Here is a 16,421-nt window from a genome sequence, read left to right on the forward strand (position 1 = left end):
CCGCCAGGACCTCACACCCCTGACCTGCCAACAATCAGCACCTTGACATAGAAGCGTCATGGTGGAGTGCGCTTTCCGGGCGTGCGTCGTGCCCGGACTCCCCCGTCCCCCTGATAGCTGCCGAGTTCTTGGCCGCGGGCGGGCGGGTCAAGCGGTCATCGACGCGCGAAGCGCCCAACAGTCCGCTTGAGACGCGCGTTCGCGGCAAGAGAATGGGCGGCAGGGGGGACGGCGACGTTGCGAACCGGCGCACGTGAGCATGCCCACGAGGGCGCCGACCGACGGGGATGCCGGCCCACCGGAGCCCAGGTGGGCCGCCTCGGCCGGGGCGTAGGTGGGGGTATTTGCGGCAAGTAGTCCGGTGCGCCCCGGTTGCAGCTACTTGTGTGACTCATGTGACAGAAGAGGCGCTTGGGCTCGGCGTGCCGCCCGTGAATTCGGTCCGGCCTGTGGTGATACTGGCCAAGCGGCGGGCACGGGGACTCGCCGGCACGTCCGGTTCGATGGGGGAAGTGCATGACCACAGCGGCACGTCCGCCGGATCCACGGCGGGTGCGGGCCCGTCGCGAAGCCATGGCCGCGCTCCGCGCCAAGCAGGCCGAGGCGGCACGGTTTCGCCGATCGGTGACATTGGTCGCCCTGTCCGTCGTCGCCCCCGGCAGCGCGCAGCTGATCGCCGGCCACAAGAAGACCGGCAAGATCGCGCTCGGCGTCTACGGCGGGCTGATCGGCATAGCGCTGCTGGTGCTCTGGCTGGTGCCGCTGCAGGACCTCGCCGGGCTGGCCGTCCGGCCGTGGCTGCTGACGGCGTTCAAGCTGCTGGCCTTCGGCATCGCGGCCGCGTGGATCGTGCTGCTGCTGGACGCGTGGCGGCTCGGCCACCCGCCGGGACTGAGCCAGAAGCACCGGCTGATCATGATCGGCGCGACGCTCGCGCTGGCCGCGATGGTGTCGACGCCGTTCTTCGTGGCCGCCCGGTACGCGACGGCCGCGCACGACGCCGTCGTCGAGATGTTCCCGTCCGGCCAGGTGGCGGCCGCGAGCGACGGCCGGCTCAACATCCTGTTGCTGGGCGTCGACGCCGGCGACGGGCGGGTCGGCGTGCGGCCGGACAGCATCAACCTGGTCTCCATCGACGTCCGCACCGGCGAGCCGGCGATGATCAGCCTGCCGCGCAACCTGGAGAACGCCCGGTTCCCCGACGGCTCGCCCGCCGACGCCGAGTTCCCGCGCGGCTTCTCCGGCGACGGCGAAGGCGACGAGTCCGACTACATGCTGAACGCGACCTGGACCTACGGCGAGGAGAACCCGGAGCTGTTCGACGGCCCGTCCGGCCCCGGCCCGACCGCCGTCAAGCAGGCCGTCGAGGGCACCCTCGGTGTGCCGGTGCACTACTACGTGGCCGTCGACCTGCAGGGCTTCCGCGACATCATCGACGCGATCGGCGGCGTCACCATCAGGGTGAACGAGGAGTTGCCGATCGGTGACAAGGGCAGGGTGCTCGAGCCCGGGCTGCAGGAACTGGACGGCTACCACGCGCTCTGGTACGCCCGGTCCCGCGAGGGCTCGTCCGACTACGCGCGCATGGCCCGGCAGCGCTGCGTCATCGGCGCGCTGGTCAACCAGGCCGACCCGCAGACGGTGCTGTCGAACTTCGTCGAGCTGGCCGACGCGTCGAAGTCGGTCATCACCACCGACATCCCGCGCCAGGACCTCGCCAACCTCGTCGACCTCGCGCTGAAGGCGAAGGACGAGGAGATCACCTCGCTGCAGTTCGTGCCGCCGCTGATCGTGCCGGCCGACCCGGACATCGGGCTCATCCACGACGAGGTCGACGCGCTGCTGTCCGGCGACGCGAAACCGGCGCCGTCGGAGACCGCGGCCGAGGAGCCGTCCGATCCGCCGTCCGAGGAGCCGAGTGAGGAGTCCCGTGACGAACCGGCCGACGAGCCGTCCGAGGAATCCGACCAGCCCTCCGACGCTCCCGACGAGGAGCAGGCGGACGAGACGGAGCCGGTCGAGATGTCGTCCGCCTGCTCCTACGAGTAGCCGGAGGTCAGGTCCGTCGGGTGCGCCGCGGAGTCGATCGCTGATCGAACCGGCGCCGGCACGGGGTAGTGTGCTCGCCGACATGAACGCCGCCGATCCCACCCCTTCCGGCCGGCCGGTCGCGCCCGACGAGGGCGTGTGGCCGGCCGTCTCGGTCATCATGCCCGTGCTCGACGAGGAGCGGCACCTGGCCGAGGCCGTCGCCGGCGTGCTCGCCCAGGAGTACCCGGGGGAGCTGGAGCTGCTGCTGGCGCTCGGCCCGTCCCGCGACCGCACCGACAAGATCGCCCGCGAGCTGGCCGCCGCCGACCCGCGGGTCCGGCTGGTCGCCAACCCGGCCGGACACACCCCCGCCGGGCTGAACGCGGCCCTCGGCGCCGCGCGGCACGGCGTCGTCGTGCGGGTCGACGGTCACGGCGTGCTGTCCGACCACTACATTCGCACCGCCGTCGCCGAACTGGAGCGCACCGGCGCGGCCAACGTCGGCGGCATCATGAACGCCGAGGGGCAGACCGACTTCGAGCGGGCCGTCGCCTGGGCGTACACGTCGCCGTTCGGGCTGGGCGGGGCGAAGTTCCACCTCGGCGGGCAGGCCGGCCCGGCTGACACCGTCTACCTGGGGGTGTTCCGGCGCGAGGTGCTCGACCGCCTCGGCGGCTTCGACGAGCACTTCGTCCGGGCCCAGGACTGGGAGTTGAACTACCGCATCCGGGCGGCCGGCGAGACCGTCTGGTTCACGCCCGACCTCGTCGTCAGCTACCGGCCGCGGCCGAACCTGCGCGCGCTGGCCCGGCAGTTCCTCAAGACCGGCCAGTGGCGGCGCGAGGTGGTCCGCCGCTACCCCGACACCGCGAACGTCCGCTACCTCGCCGCCCCCGCCGTCACGGTCGCGGTCACCGCGGGGACGGTGGCCGGGCTGGCCGGCCTCGTGGGGCCGTCGTGGCTGCTGATCGGCTGGCTGGCGCCGGCCGGCTACGCCGTCGGGGTCGCTGGCGCCGCCGCCGTGGCCGGTCGCGGGCTGCCGGCGAAGGCCCGCGCCTGGCTGCCGCCCGTCCTCGCGACGATGCACCTCACCTGGGGCGCCGGGTTCCTCCTGGGGTCCCGCGACGCCGCCCGGTCGCGGCGTGCCGACCGCGATGCCGCGGCCGCGGGAGGACCGGCGACGTGAACGTCCTGATGCTCGTGCAGTCACCGGTGGCCGGCGACTCGCGGGTGCTCCGGGAGGCCGCCACGCTGACGGCCGAGGGGCACGCCGTGCACATCGTCGGCCGCGACGTCCCCGACGGCTTCGACCCCGGCGACGGCGTCACCGTCGAGTCGGTGACCCGGTCGCGCGGCATGCGCCCACCCGGCACCCCGCGCGGCGCCGCCCTGGCGTCGTCGACCGGGCCCAAGGCCGTGGTGCGGCGGGCCGGACGGTGGCTGCTGCTGCCGGAGCACCGCGAGCGCACCGAGCGGCGCTGGCGCGACGACGCCGCCCGGCTGCTGGCCGGCCGGCCGGCCCACGACGTCGTGCACGCCCACGACTACAACACGCTGGCGCTCGGCGCCGACCTCGCCCGGCAGTGGTCCGCCCGGCTGGTCTACGACAGCCACGAGCTGTGGTTCGACCGCGGGCTGCCCGGCCGGCCCACGCCGCTGGCGCGGTGGCGCGGACGGCGCGCGGAGACCGGGCTGGCCCGGCAGGCGCGGGTGGTGCTGACCGTCAGCGAGGGCATCGCCACCCGGCTGCGCGGCCGCGGCCTGCCCGACGTCCGCGTCGTCCGCAACACCTTCCCGCTGGCCGACCACGAGCCGCCGGAGCTGCCGGACACCCCCGCCGGGTTCGCGTACGCCGGGCGCATCGGCCCCGGCCGTGACCTCGAGGCCGTCGTCGGCGCCGCCGCCCGGCTGCCGTCGCTGCGCACCGTCGTCGCCGGGCCGGCCGACCCCGGCTACCGCCTCGACACCACCGGCGTCGAGGTGCTGCCGCCGATGTCACTGCCCGCGGTCGACACCCTGTACCAGGAGGTGGGTGTGGCGGTGGTCACTCTCACCGACACCTGCCTGAACCACCGGCTGGCGCTGCCGAACAAGCTGTTCCACGCCGTCCGGGCCGGAGTTCCGGTGGTGGCGGCGAACCTGCCGGAACTCCATTCCTTCGTGCTCCGTTACGGTCTGGGCCGCCTCTACACCCCCGGCGACGCGTCGTCGCTGGCCACGGCCGTGGAGGCAGTCGCGTCGGACTACACTGGCTACGTCGAGGCGGTGCGCAAGGCACGGCAGGAACTGGCCTGGGAGCACGACTCCCGCGTCCTCGTCGACGCGTATGCAACCCTGGGGACGGCGTGAGATGGCCTACATCGTCACGTGTGGCCCACGGGTGCGATATTTCGTCTGTGTGTCGTCTACCCTTGACCCGATCCGGTGCGGATCCACTCGGTCCAGCGCCTGGCCGCGGTAGAAAGGCAAGCCTTCGATGAACGCCACTCGTACCGATGAGGATTTCACCTCGTCGGTGCACGTGTACGAACCGCACCGGGCGGGGTTGCCCCGGCTCGGGCCGTACATCCGTACCCTGTGGCACCGCAGGCAGTTCGCCGCGGAGATGTCGCGGTCGAACATCCGGGCCGCGAACACCAACACGTTCTTCGGCCAGATCTGGCTGGTGCTCAACCCGCTGCTGCTGGCCTGCGTGTACTACGTGCTGATCACCATCCTGCGCAGCGGTGACACCACCGACGCGGCGGAGCGGTTCGTGCACCTGTGTGCCGGACTGTTCGCGTTCTACTACTTCTCCGGCTGCCTGATGACCGGCGCGTCCAGCGTGGTGGGTGGCGGCAAATTGCTGCTGAACATGTCGTTCCCACGGCTGCTGCTGCCGCTGTCGGCGGTGCGCACGGCGTTCTTCCGGTTCCTCCCCACGCTCATCGTCTACTTCCCGATCCACATCGCGTTCGGGCAGCCGCTGACCTGGCAGATGCTGCTGGCGCCGGTGTTCCTGGTGCTGCTGACCATCTTCGGCGCGGGTGCGGCGATGATGTTCGCGACGCTGCAGGTGTACTTCCGCGACACCGCCAGCTTCTTGCCGTACTTCGTCCGCATGTGGCTGTACCTGTCGCCGGTGCTGTGGTTCGCTGAGGACGCCCCCGAGCGGTTCGAGTCGTTCATGATCTTCAACCCGCTGTACTCGCTGCTGGGTGGCTGGACCGACCTGCTCGTCCGCGGGCAGATCCCGGACCTGTCGTTGTGGATCTTCGGCGTCGCCTGGGCGGCTGCCGCGGCCATTGTGGGGAGCCTGTTCTTCATGTCGAGGGAGCGCGAGTTTGTCGTCCGTCTCTGAGGTTGGCGCCGTGACCACCACATCGGCCACGCCTGATGCCGTCGTCGTCGAGAACGTCTCGCTGACGTACCGCACCACGTTCGAACGCGTCCCGACGTTCAAGACGGCGATCGTCCGGTTCGGCCGCGGTGAGCGCGCCGTCAAGGAGGTCAACGCGGTCCAGGACGTGTCGTTCGCGGTGCCGCACGGCAACGCCATCGGCATCATCGGCGCCAACGGCGCCGGCAAGTCCACGCTGATGCGCATGGTCGCCGGCATCCTGCCGCCCACCAAGGGCCGCATCCAGGTCAACGGCCGGGTCAGCACGCTGCTGTCGCTCGGCGTCGGCTTCAACGCCGCGCTCACCGGCCGCGAGAACGTCGTCCTGGGCGGGCTGGCCGCGGGCCTGAGCCGCAAGGAGATCCAGGAGCGCTACGAAGAGATCGCCGACTTCGCCGAACTGGGCGAGTTCATCGACATGCCGATGCGCACCTACTCCTCCGGCATGTTCCAGCGGCTCGCGTTCTCCGTCGCCGTGCACATGGACCCCGACATCCTGCTCATCGACGAGGCGCTGTCTGCCGGCGACGCCAAGTTCAAGCAGAAGGCCGCGGCCAAGATGAAGGACCTGGTGACCAACGCGCGCACCATGTTCCTCGTCAGCCACGCCCTCAGCAGCGTCCGCGACCTCTGCAACGACGCCCTGTGGTTGCACAAGGGCAAGCTGATGATGCGCGGCACCCCCAACGAGGTCATCGAGGCCTACAACACCTTCCTCAAGGTCGGCGAGGACGCCTTCAGCCTCGAGGACCTCTGAGTCGTGGCCGCACCACGCGTCGACGTCGCCATCGTGTCCGCGGGGCACGACGTCGCCGACGCGCGGCTGCACAAGATCACCGCGGCGCTGCGGCGGGCCGGCCTGAGCGTCGAGCTGGCCGGGCTCGGTGACGCCGACGGCGGGCCGGCCGGCGTCCGCGTCCGCACCGAGCAGCGCGGCGGCATGGCCCGGCGCGCGGTGCGGGCGGCGATGCTGCCGTGGCGCACCCGCGCCCACGTGCTGATGACCGTCGACCCCGACGTCGTCCCGATGGCCCGCGCCGCCGCGTCGGTGCGCCGCTGCAAGGTCGTCGTCGACATCCACGAGGACTACGCCCGGCTGCTGTCCGACCGGTCCTGGGCGCGCGGCCTCATCGGCATCGGCGCGCGCATGATCGTGCACGCCAGCACCCGCCTGGCCGCCGGCGCCGACGTCACCGTCGTGGCCGACGACCACATCCCCCCGCACCAGGCCCGGCGCCGCCTCGTCGTCGAGAACCTGCCGGACCTCCAGCTGCTTTCGCCCGGCCCGCCGGACGACCGGCCGCGCGCGGTCTACATCGGCGACCTACGCGCCAGCCGCGGCCTGTTCGACATGGTCGACGCCGTCGCGGGTGCGCCCGCCTGGACGCTCGACCTCATCGGCCCGGTGGCCGCCGCCGACCGCGACCAGCTGGCCGCCCGCCTGGCCCGCTCCGACGTCGCCGGGCGGGTCACCCTGCACGGCCGGCAGCCACCGGAGCTGGCCTGGCAGATCGCCCGCGGCGCCTGGGCCGGCCTGGTGTTCCTGCGCGAGACGCCGGCGTTCCGCCAGGCGATGCCGACCAAGCTGTACGAGTACCTCGCCAGCGGCCTGCCCGTGCTGTCGACGCCGCTGCCGCGGCAGACCTCGGTCATCCGCGAGTCCGGCGGCGGCGTCCTGATCGCCGGCCCCGCCGAGGCCGCCGACGTCCTGCGCCGCTGGAGCGACCACCCCGAGGAACTGGACGACTACCGCGCGGCCGCGCAGGAGTGGACCGAGCGGAAGCTCAGCGAGCGCACGCCGTATGACCTGCTGGCCGAGACCGTCGCCGAGCTGCTCGGTCACCGTTCCGCCGTCGCCTGACGCTCGCCGTTCGCCGTTGCGCGGCAGTGGGGGGAGTGTGGCGACGGTCCGCCGGGGCGGGTCCTGGTCTGGGGTGACGTCGTGGTCTGTGGTCGCGCTTTATGGCGGGTTCGGGGCTGGTGGCGTGACTGGGGACCATGACGTGACGGCAGACCAGGAGGCCAACGCTGCAGTGTCCGGCGAACGGTGCATATCGGGCGCGGGCTGTGCCCGGTTCTTCCCCGTCCCCCTGATAGGTGCCCGTTCTTGGCCGCGGGACCGCGGGTCAAGCGGTCACCCGCGGCGCGAAGCGCCCCATGGGTCCGCTTGAGGCGCGGTCACGCGGCTGAGAAAATGGGCAGCAGGGGGACAGCCAACGTGGCGTACCCGGCGTACGGCCGGCCAGCGAACGAGAACGGCCGGGGTCAGCGGGCGGTGAGCTCGCGGCCGGCCGCGGCGGCGCCGTTGAGGACCCGTGGCGCGGACGGACGGCGGGCCAGTTGCCAGCCGGCCCGGATGGCCCGGCTGTCGAGCACCACGACGAGGTCGGCGGCGGTGGCGGCGGCCAGCGCCTCGGGCCGGGACCGCAGCCGGGACCAGTATCGGGCCGCCAGCCGGCCGGCCTTGTACTGGCGCACCAGTTTGCGCAGCCGCGAGACCGGCCGGGCCGGAGCGGGAGCGGGCGCCGCCACCGGAGCCGGAGCGGGAGAAGCAGGCGGGGCGGCGGCCGGCACCGGGACGGCGGGTGTGGCCGGGGCGGCCCGCCCGTTGAGCACGATGACGTGCGGCACGATGTCGGCGACGGGGTCGAGGGGTGGCTGCCAGGAGATCAGCGTCAGCTCGAGGTCGTCGCGGCCGAGGTCCTTGGCGACGGTGGCCAGTTGGGCGTGGCCGAGCTTCCCGGTGCCGAGCAGGGTGACCTTCACGACGCGGCCTCCACGGCGACGGGGGCTCCGCGCAGCGCCTCGATGCGCGGGTCGAGCTGGAGGTCGCGCCGGTAGCCGGCGCCGAACGCACGGGCCTGGGCCCGCTGCTCGGGAGTCGCCGAACGGGCGGCGTCGGCGGCCGCGGCCAGGGCGGCGGCGACGGTCTCGGGCCGCAGGTCGGCGACCGGGAACCAGAGCGGGTGGCCACGCAGCACCTCGGTGGCGGCGTTGCCGGGCTCGTGGACGGAGACGACGGGCAGGCCGGTGGCGAGGTACTCGAACACCTTGCCGCTGGTGACGTAGCGGCCGGCGCCGAGGATCAGCAGCAGCACGTCGAACTGCGCGTAGGTGGCGGCGATGTCGGCCTTCCCGACCGGACCGCGGTAGCTGACGCCGTCAGCGGCCGCGGAGTCGATGACGGCCAGCAGGTCGGGCCGCGGCTGGCCGTAGAAGCCGAGGTAGCCGTGGATGCGCGCCTCGGCCCCCGCCAGCGACGGCGACCCGGCGCGGCCGTGCTGCCAGCCGCGGACGAACTCGGCCAGCGGGACCTTCGGGGTGACGGTGCCGACGTAGCCGAACACGACGGGGCGGTCGCCGACCGGCGGACGCTCGCCCGTGGGCGCCGGTGCCAGCTCGGCGTCGAAGCCGTTGGCCACCGTGTGCATGCGATCGGCCTGCGCGGGGTAGAGCCGCCGGTGCCAGTCGCGGATCGGGTCGTTGACGAACCACACCTCGCGGGCGCCGGCCACCAGCCGCCGCTCCCAGCGGGCCGCCCGGCTGCGGGTGGAGTGCAGCCGCCCGCCGCTGAACACGTCCAGCAGCCAGGCGTCGCGGTAGTCCATGACGTACGGGACGCCGTGCCGCCGGTGCAGCCGCCAGGCGGCGGTGAACGCGACGTGCGGGTTGGCGGTGGCGAGGACGAGGTCGACGGGGTCGGCGGCGTGGATGCGCTCGGCTGCGGCTTCGATGACCCGGCGCCACGGGCCGTACCCGACCTCGGGGAACGGGACGGTGTCGCGGCGGGCCCGCCACCTGGCCCAGGCGCGCGGGAACCGGGCCCGGAACCGCGACCAGCGGCGCAGGTCGGGCTCGTGGACGGGCCACGCGAACGGCACCCGGACCACCTCGACGGCGGGGTCGATGCGCGCCTCGAGGGTGGGGTCGGTGCCGGTGAACCGGACGAAGGTGTCGCGCTCGACCGTCAGCACCGTGACGCGCCAGCCCAGCCGGGCGAACCGGTTGGCGGTGGCGAGGCCGCGGTAGACGCCGCCGCCCCGGCAGGGGGGAAAGCCCCAGGCCACGTAGAGCAGGTGCGGCCGGCGGTCGTGGGACGCGCCGGAGCGCCCCGAGCTGGCGTGCGTCATCATGTCACGGACAGGCTACGACACCCGGAGGGCTCCATGGCACTGCGCACGGCGGCGAAACGCTGGCTGCCCGGCGCCGTCGTCGACGCGCTCGCGGGGGCTCGGCGGCGGGTCTCCTGGCTGCGCCGCCCGCTGCCGCCGCAAGAGCCGTTCCCGCAGGTCCGCCCGGCCGCCGCGCGGCTGCTGGTGGGCCCGACGAACTCCGCCGGCCAGGGCTGGGCGTGGGCCCGCGCCGCCGAGGCGGCCGGCGACGACGTCGCGGCGGCCTGCTTCGCCATCCGGCGCAACAGCTACGGGTTCGCCGACGACTACGGCGTCCCGGTGCCGGTCTATGCGCACCCGGCGTGGCAGCGGGCGCACGAGCAGTACGTCCTCGGCACCTTCACGCACGCCGTCATCGAGTCCATGCGCCCGCTGTTCGGGGCCCGGCACGCCCGCGACGCCAGCGGCGACGTCGCCGTGCTGACGCGGGCCGGCCTGCGGGTCGCGCTGGCCTTCCACGGGTCCGACGTCCGGCTGCCCAGCCGGCACGCCGAGCGCGAGCCGAGGTCGCCGTTCCGCATCCGCGACGACCTCACCGCGCGGCTGGAGGAGCAGGCCCGCCGGCTGGCGGCCTTCGCGACGGAGTTCGCGGCCGGCGGCGGGCCGGTGTACGTGTCCACCCCGGACCTCCTCGACGACCTGCCGGACGCCGCCTGGCTGCCGGTCGTCGTCGACCCCGATCGCTGGCAGGCGCCGCCGTCGCCGGGCCGCCGCCGTCCCGTGGTGGTGCACGCGCCGTCCAACTCGCGGCTCAAGGGCACCGAGATCATCGAGGCGGCGATGGACGCGCTCAGCGCGACCGGCGCCGTGGAGTACCGCCGGCTCGAGGGCGTCCCGAACGACCGCATGCCGGCGGCGCTGGCCGAGGCCGACATCGTCGTCGACCAGCTGACCATGGGCCTGTACGGGGTCGGCGCGTGCGAGGCGATGGCGGCCGGGCGCACCGTCGTCTCGTACGTCGGGACGGCGGTCCGCGAGCGGGTCCGCGAGCGCACCGGCCTCGACGTCCCGATCGTCGAAGCAACCCCTGACGACCTCGCGGACGTCGTCGCCGCGCTGGCCGCCGACCCGAGTGCCACGGGGGAGCACGCGGCCCGCGGTCCCGGCTTCGTCCGCGCGGTGCACGACGGCACGGTGTCCGGAACCGTCCTCGACGATTGGCTTCGGCAGACGACCCGATGATCTGATAGGAACCGGCGAAGCGTCTCTGCGAGACTGGGTATATTCGCCGATCGGCCGGCAACAGCCCCGGGAGCTCTCGGGGCCAATATCTCGTGAAGGGCGTGGAGGGCAACACGGTGGCTCGGGGAACAGACAAGCGCCGAGACGACCGGCCGGAGCTCGAGGACGACGCACCCGCCACCCGCGACGGGCTCCCGCCGCGGCTCGACGCGCCCGTCCGGCTGCTCGTAGGGCCGGCCAACTTCGCGGGTCAGGGCACCCGCTGGGCGCGGGCGCTGGAAGAACGCGTGCCCACCATGAAGGCGACGTCGTACGCCTTCCTCAAGGGCGTCCTCGACTATCCGGTCGACTACGGCATCCCGGCGGGCACCTACCGGCGCAGCCGCCGCTGGCAGCAGAAGTTCCTCACCCACGTGCTGCAGAACTACACCCACGTGCTGGTCGAGGCGTCGCGGCCGATCTTCGGCACCTGGCACGGGCAGGACGCCTCCTTCGACATCCCGCCGATGCTGGCGAAGGGGCTGAAGGTCGGGCTCATCGCGCACGGCTCCGACGTCCGCATCCCCAGCCGGCACGTCGAGACCGAGCCGTGGTCGCCGTTCCCCGACCTCGAGGACGAGACGGTCGAGCTGCTGGAGCGCAACTCCACCCGCGCGGTCGAGCTGTTCACGTCGTACCCCGGCGCGGTCTACGTCTCCACCCCCGACCTCCTCGACTACGTCCCCAACGCGGTCTGGTGCCCGGTGGTCGTCGACGTCGCCACCTGGCGCAGCGACGCGCCCGTGCTCGAGCACGAGAAGCCGGTCGTGGCGCACGCGCCGAGCAAGTCGGCCATGAAGGGCTCGGAGCTGATCGACCCGATCATGGAGAGCCTGGCCGAGCGCGGCCTCATCACCTACCGCCGGGTCGAGGGCGTCGACCCCGCCGACATGCCGGCGGTCTACCGCGACGCCGACATCGTCCTCGACCAGTTCCGGGTCGGCAGCTACGGCGTCGCCGCGTGCGAGGCGATGGCCGCCGGCCGGGTGGTCGTCGGTCACATCGCCCAGCACGTCCGCGACCGCGTCCTCGCCGACACCGGCCTCGAGCTGCCGATCGTCGAGGCCACGCCCGACACCATCGAGCAGGTCGTCCTCGACCTCATCTCGCACCCGGACCGCGCCCGCGAGGTGGCCGGCAACGGCCCGGCCTTCGTCGAAGAGGTGCACGACGGCCGCCGCTCGGCCGAGTCGCTGGCGTCGTTCGTCGAGCGGCCCGGCACGGTGCCGGGCGAGTGGAAGCCGTCCTGGATCCGGCCCAAGGTCGTCATGATGGCCGGCAACGACATCATCCCCGACGCGCGCGTGCTCAAGTACGCGCAGACGGTGGCCAACTGGGACCTCGACGTCACCTGCATCGGCATCCCGGGACGACGGCTCAAGGGCGCCCGCGAGCTGGGCCGGGTGCACGTCCTGTGCCCGCCCATCCAGTCGAAGGTGCTGGTCACGGGGTGGCGCAAGCGGCTGGCGAACCTCCGGCCGTGGTTCACCACCGAGGCCGAGTACACCCTGGCCTACGGCCGCTGGCAGTACGCCAGCCGGGAGCTGCGCGGCGACCGCGGCCGCGACCGCCGCGACTCCGAGCGGGCCGACGGCGTCGAGGCGGCGCCCGCGGGCCGGCGCTCCACCCGCGACCGCCTGCTGCGCGCGGCCCGCTGGCGCTCGCTGCGGCTGCACCGGGCCGTCCTCGACGCTCGCGCCTACCCCGTCCGGCGGGCCAAGCGGAAGAGCCGGCCCACCGACCTCGGCATCGGCAAGCGGCGCGAGCGGCTGCTGCGGCTCTACCGGTACCTGCCGTCGGGACGCTGGCGCCGGGTGATGCCCGAGGTGGTCGACCAGGAGCTGACCCTCGGCCCGCTGCTGGACCGCATCCAGCCCGAGGTCATCCACGTGCACGACGTGTTCATGCTCGGCATCGCCGCCCGCGCGGCGCACCGGGCGGCGCTCGACGACCGCACCATCAAGATCATCTACGACGCGCACGAGTACATCCCCGGCGTGCCGGTGGTGGCGCCGCGCCGGGTCGCGGCCTACAGCGACCTCGAGCGCGAGTTCATCCACGACGCCGACCGCGTCATCACGGTGTCCGAGCCGCTGGCCGGCTGGCTGCAGCGCGACCACAAGATGGCCCGCCGGCCCGACGTCGTCCTCAACGCGCCGGTCGAGCCGCCCGAGGATGCGCAGGTCAAGGGGCTGCGCCAGCACCTGAAGCTGCCCGACGACGTCCCGCTGCTGGTGTACGGCGGCGGCGTCAACCGCGCTCGCGGCGTCGGCACGGCGGTCGAGGCGCTGCCGCAGCTGCCCGGCGTCCACCTCGCCGTCGTGGCCCGCGCCAACCCCGTCACCGCCGAGCTGCAGGCGCGCGCCGTCGAGCTGGGCGTGGGCGACCGCGTGCACCTGGCGCCGTTCGTCGACGCCGAGGTGGTGCCGCTGTACCTGCGCTCGGCCACCATCGGGCTGAGCCCGCTGCTGCACGCGCCCAACCACGACATCGCCGTCACGAACAAGTTCTGCGAGTACATCGCCGCGGGGCTGCCGATCATCACCAGCGACACCCCCGCGCAGGCCGACCTCGTCCGCGAGCTCGACCTCGGCGCGGTGCACACCGCCGGCGACGTCGACGACTTCGTGCGGGCGGTGCGGACGGTGCTCGCCGACCGCGACCGCATCGCCAAGCGCATCGCCGACGACCCCCAGCTGCGGCACCGCTTCTCGTGGGCCGCACAGGCCGAGGTCATCCGGGCGGTGTACGCCGAGGTCATGGAGAAGCTGCCCGACGCCGCGTGGGAGCCGGGCGCGACCGTCGTCAACCGGCTGATCCCCGACCCGCCGGAGCCGCCCGAGACCAAGTGGCGCGCCTTCAAGGAGGCGGCCCGCGTCGCCGAGCGGGACCACCAGGAGCAGGAGAAGAAGCAGCGGTGAACGTGCGCATCATGCCCTCGGCCGACGTCGACGACAACGCCGAGATCGGCGCCGGGTCGTCGGTCTGGCACCTGGCCCAGGTCCGGGAGAAGGCCGTGCTCGGCCGCGACTGCGTCATCGGCCGCGGCGCCTACATCGGCACCGGCGTCCGCGCCGGCGACAACTGCAAGGTGCAGAACTACGCCCTGGTCTACGAGCCGGCCGTGCTCGAGGACGGCGTGTTCGTCGGCCCCGCGGCGGTGCTCACCAACGACACCTTCCCGCGCGCCGTCAACCCCGACGGCAGCGCCAAGAGCGCGGCCGACTGGGACGCCGTCGGCGTCACGCTGCGCAAGGGGTGTTCCGTGGGGGCCCGGGCGGTATGCGTGGCTCCGGTCACCGTGGGACGATGGGCTACCGTAGCCGCCGGAGCCGTCGTCACCCGCGACGTCCCTGATTTCGCGCTGGTGGTGGGCGTGCCGGCGCGGCGGGTCGCGTGGGTGGGGCGTGCCGGCGTCCCGCTCGAGGACACCGGCGAGGGCACCTGGCGGTGTCCGCGCACCGGCGAGCTGTACATCGAAGAGCACGGGTACCTGCGGGAAGCCGGTCAGAGCACGGAGGACAACGCATGAGCACGAGCCCGATCCCCGCCGCGAAGCCGATCATCGGCGACGAGGAGCGGGAGGCGGTCGACCGCGTGCTGCGCAGCGGCATGATGGCGCAGGGGCCGGAGGTCGCGGCCTTCGAGCAGGAGTTCTCGGCCGAACTGGTCGCCGGGCGCGCCTGTGTGGCGGTCAACTCCGGCACCTCCGGCCTGCACCTCGGCCTGCTGGCCGCGGGCGTCGGACCCGGCGACGAAGTCATCGTCCCGTCCTTCACGTTCGCCGCCACCGCCAACTCCGTCGCGCTCACCGGCGCCACCCCGGTGTTCGCCGACATCGAGCCGCGGTACTTCTGCCTCGACCCCGCCGCCGTCGAGGCCGCCGTCACCGAGCGCACCGTCGGCATCATGCCGGTGCACCTGTACGGCCACCCCGCCGACCTCACGGCGCTGGGCGACATCGCCGAGCGGCACGGCCTGAAGATCTTCGAGGACGCCGCCCAGGCGCATGCCGCCACCTGGAAGGGCGCGCCGGTCGGCTCGTTCGGCACCTTCGCCATGTTCAGCCTGTACCCGACCAAGAACATGACGTCGGGCGAGGGCGGCATGGTCAGCACCGGCGACGCCGACCTCGAGCGCCGGCTGCGGCTGCTGCGCAACCAGGGCATGCTCAAGCAGTACGAGAACGAGCTGGTCGGCCTCAACAACCGCATGACCGACGTCCACGCCGCCATCGGCCGGGTCCAGCTGACGAAGCTGGCCGGCTGGACGAAGCAGCGGCAGGAGAACGCCGCCTTCCTCGACGCCCACCTCGACGGCGTCGTGGTGCCGCCGGTGTCCGAGCACGCCACGCACGTCTACCACCAGTACACGATCCGGGTGTCCGGCGACCGCGACGGCTTCGCGGCGGCGCTGCGCTCCGAGTACGGCGTCGGCTGCGGCGTGTACTACCCGATCCCGAACCATCGCCTGCCGTCGTTCGGCCGCGACGCCGACCTCCCCGAGACCGAGCGCGCGGCGGCCGAGGTCATCTCGCTGCCGGTGCATCCGTCGCTGAGCTCCGAGGACCTCGACCGCATCGTGACGGCTGTGAACACGCTGGCGAAGGCGGGTGCCTGATGACCAACCTGCGAGCCGGGCTGATCGGCCTGGGCATGATGGGCCGGCACCACGCGCGGGTGCTGCGTTCCCTCGACGGCGTCGACCTCGTCGGCGTGGCCGACCCGGCCGGCGACCCGCACAAGGTGGCCGGCACACTGACCGTCCAGCCTGACATCGAGGCGCTGATCGAGACCGGCCTCGACTACTGCGTGGTCGCCACGCCGACCGCGTACCACGAGGAGATCGGCCTGGCGCTGGCGTCGGCCGGCGTGCACGCGCTGATCGAGAAGCCGCTGTCCAAGGACAGCGAGGGGTCGGCCAAGCTGGCCGCCGCGTTCCAGGCGGCCGGGCTGGTCGGCGCCGTCGGGCACATCGAGCGGTACAACCCGGCGCTGCAGAGCCTGCGGTCACGGCTGCTCGACGGCGATCTCGGCGACATCTACCAGATCATCACCCGCCGGCAGGGCCCGTTCCCGGCCCGCATCGCCGACGTCGGCGTCGTCAAGGACCTCGCCACCCACGACATCGACCTCACCGCCTGGGTGGTGGGCTCGCCGTTCGTGTCCGTCGCGGCCCGCACGGTGCACAAGAGCGGCCGCGACCACGAGGACCTCGTCGCCGTCACCGGCCAGCTCGCCGACGGCACCGTCACCAGCCACCTGGTCAACTGGCTGTCGCCGATGAAGGAACGGGTCACCATCGTCACCGGCGACCGCGGCGCCTACATCGCCGACACCCTGCACGCCGACCTCACCTTCCACGCCAACGGCTCCATCCCGACGGCCTGGGATGATCTCGCCCAGTTCCGCGGCGTGTCCGAGGGTGACGTGGTACGTTACGCCATCGCCAAGCCCGAGCCGCTGCGCACTGAGCACGAGGCGTTCCGCGACGCCATCCTGGGCAAGGAGACCGACATCGTCACCATGCAGCAGGGCCTGGCGACCGTCGAGGTGGCCGAGGCCGTTCTCGACTCCGCCCGCGACGGCACCACGGTGCGGTTGCCACAGTAAGGCTGG

At 73.1% G+C, this 16,421-nt stretch carries 13 protein-coding genes; 11 read left to right on the forward strand and 2 right to left on the reverse strand.

Annotation, left to right across the window (positions count from 1 at the left end):
* The first annotated feature begins 624 nt into the window (after positions 1 to 624).
* The 6 genes from ACW62_RS26550 to ACW62_RS26575 all read left to right on the forward strand — a co-directional run bounded on the left by ACW62_RS26550 (position 625) and on the right by ACW62_RS26575 (position 7,271).
* Positions 625 to 2,049, forward strand: coding sequence for an LCP family glycopolymer transferase (locus ACW62_RS26550; RefSeq protein WP_157574998.1), 1,425 nt, complete (start codon positions 625 to 627; stop codon positions 2,047 to 2,049).
* Between the two features lie 82 nt (positions 2,050 to 2,131).
* Positions 2,132 to 3,217, forward strand: coding sequence for a glycosyltransferase family 2 protein (locus ACW62_RS26555; protein WP_053207201.1), 1,086 nt, complete (start codon positions 2,132 to 2,134; stop codon positions 3,215 to 3,217).
* Positions 3,214 to 4,380 carry a glycosyltransferase gene (locus ACW62_RS26560; protein WP_053207140.1) on the forward strand — a complete coding sequence of 389 codons (1,167 nt, stop codon included), beginning with the start codon at positions 3,214 to 3,216 and terminating at the stop codon, positions 4,378 to 4,380. Before ACW62_RS26555 ends, ACW62_RS26560 begins: the two co-directional genes overlap by 4 nt.
* A gap of 127 nt (positions 4,381 to 4,507) precedes the next feature.
* A complete protein-coding gene (locus ACW62_RS26565) occupies positions 4,508 to 5,371 on the forward strand; it encodes an ABC transporter permease (protein ID WP_053207141.1) in 864 nt (287 codons plus the stop codon).
* Between the two features lie 10 nt (positions 5,372 to 5,381).
* Complete coding sequence (locus ACW62_RS26570; protein WP_053207142.1) at positions 5,382 to 6,167, forward strand: ABC transporter ATP-binding protein; 786 nt, start codon at positions 5,382 to 5,384, stop codon at positions 6,165 to 6,167.
* A 3-nt stretch (positions 6,168 to 6,170) separates the two neighbouring features.
* A complete protein-coding gene (locus tag ACW62_RS26575; RefSeq protein ID WP_053207143.1) occupies positions 6,171 to 7,271 on the forward strand; it encodes a glycosyltransferase in 1,101 nt (366 codons plus the stop codon).
* Between the two features lie 404 nt (positions 7,272 to 7,675).
* Here the strand turns inward: ACW62_RS26575 and ACW62_RS35420 are convergent, their stop codons facing one another.
* Together ACW62_RS35420 and ACW62_RS26585 are read right to left on the reverse strand one after the other, a co-directional pair.
* On the reverse strand, positions 7,676 to 8,176 hold the full coding sequence (locus tag ACW62_RS35420) for a hypothetical protein (RefSeq protein ID WP_053207144.1): 501 nt from the start codon (positions 8,174 to 8,176) through the stop codon (positions 7,676 to 7,678).
* On the reverse strand, positions 8,173 to 9,543 hold the full coding sequence (locus ACW62_RS26585) for a glycosyltransferase (RefSeq protein WP_053207145.1): 1,371 nt from the start codon (positions 9,541 to 9,543) through the stop codon (positions 8,173 to 8,175). Before ACW62_RS26585 ends, ACW62_RS35420 begins: the two co-directional genes overlap by 4 nt.
* Positions 9,544 to 9,576: 33 nt before the next feature.
* On the opposite strand from ACW62_RS26585, the gene ACW62_RS26590 reads away from it, so the two are divergent.
* The 5 genes from ACW62_RS26590 to ACW62_RS26610 all read left to right on the forward strand — a co-directional run bounded on the left by ACW62_RS26590 (position 9,577) and on the right by ACW62_RS26610 (position 16,415).
* Positions 9,577 to 10,764, forward strand: a complete 1,188-nt coding sequence (locus ACW62_RS26590; protein ID WP_053207146.1) for a glycosyltransferase family protein — start codon at positions 9,577 to 9,579, stop codon at positions 10,762 to 10,764.
* 116 nt (positions 10,765 to 10,880) lie between these two features.
* Complete coding sequence (locus ACW62_RS26595; RefSeq protein ID WP_157574999.1) at positions 10,881 to 13,724, forward strand: glycosyltransferase; 2,844 nt, start codon at positions 10,881 to 10,883, stop codon at positions 13,722 to 13,724.
* Between the two features lie 11 nt (positions 13,725 to 13,735).
* Positions 13,736 to 14,335, forward strand: a complete 600-nt coding sequence (locus tag ACW62_RS26600; RefSeq protein ID WP_053207202.1) for an acyltransferase — start codon at positions 13,736 to 13,738, stop codon at positions 14,333 to 14,335.
* Complete coding sequence (locus ACW62_RS26605; RefSeq protein ID WP_053207148.1) at positions 14,332 to 15,423, forward strand: DegT/DnrJ/EryC1/StrS family aminotransferase; 1,092 nt, start codon at positions 14,332 to 14,334, stop codon at positions 15,421 to 15,423. The genes ACW62_RS26600 and ACW62_RS26605 overlap by 4 nt, the downstream gene beginning before the upstream one ends.
* Positions 15,423 to 16,415 (forward strand): Gfo/Idh/MocA family protein, encoded by a 993-nt coding sequence (locus tag ACW62_RS26610; protein WP_053207149.1) that lies wholly within the window; start codon positions 15,423 to 15,425, stop codon positions 16,413 to 16,415. The genes ACW62_RS26605 and ACW62_RS26610 overlap by 1 nt, the downstream gene beginning before the upstream one ends.
* Positions 16,416 to 16,421: the final 6 nt, after the last annotated feature.

The sequence above is a fragment of the Jiangella muralis genome (genome assembly GCF_001270745.1).
Lineage (GTDB): Bacteria > Actinomycetota > Actinomycetes > Jiangellales > Jiangellaceae > Jiangella > Jiangella muralis.

What these genes read in the sequence shown, in the direction of transcription:
- ACW62_RS26555 (WP_053207201.1), top strand. Translation starts at nt 2,132, where the DNA reads ATGAACGCCGCCGATCCCACCCCTTCCGGCCGGCCGGTCGCGCCCGAC.
- ACW62_RS26565 (WP_053207141.1), top strand. Translation starts at nt 4,508, where the DNA reads ATGAACGCCACTCGTACCGATGAGGATTTCACCTCGTCGGTGCACGTG.
- ACW62_RS26585 (WP_053207145.1), bottom strand. Translation starts at nt 9,543, where the DNA reads ATGATGACGCACGCCAGCTCGGGGCGCTCCGGCGCGTCCCACGACCGC.
- ACW62_RS26590 (WP_053207146.1), top strand. Translation starts at nt 9,577, where the DNA reads ATGGCACTGCGCACGGCGGCGAAACGCTGGCTGCCCGGCGCCGTCGTC.
- ACW62_RS26600 (WP_053207202.1), top strand. Translation starts at nt 13,736, where the DNA reads ATGCCCTCGGCCGACGTCGACGACAACGCCGAGATCGGCGCCGGGTCG.
- ACW62_RS26605 (WP_053207148.1), top strand. Translation starts at nt 14,332, where the DNA reads ATGAGCACGAGCCCGATCCCCGCCGCGAAGCCGATCATCGGCGACGAG.
- ACW62_RS26610 (WP_053207149.1), top strand. Translation starts at nt 15,423, where the DNA reads ATGACCAACCTGCGAGCCGGGCTGATCGGCCTGGGCATGATGGGCCGG.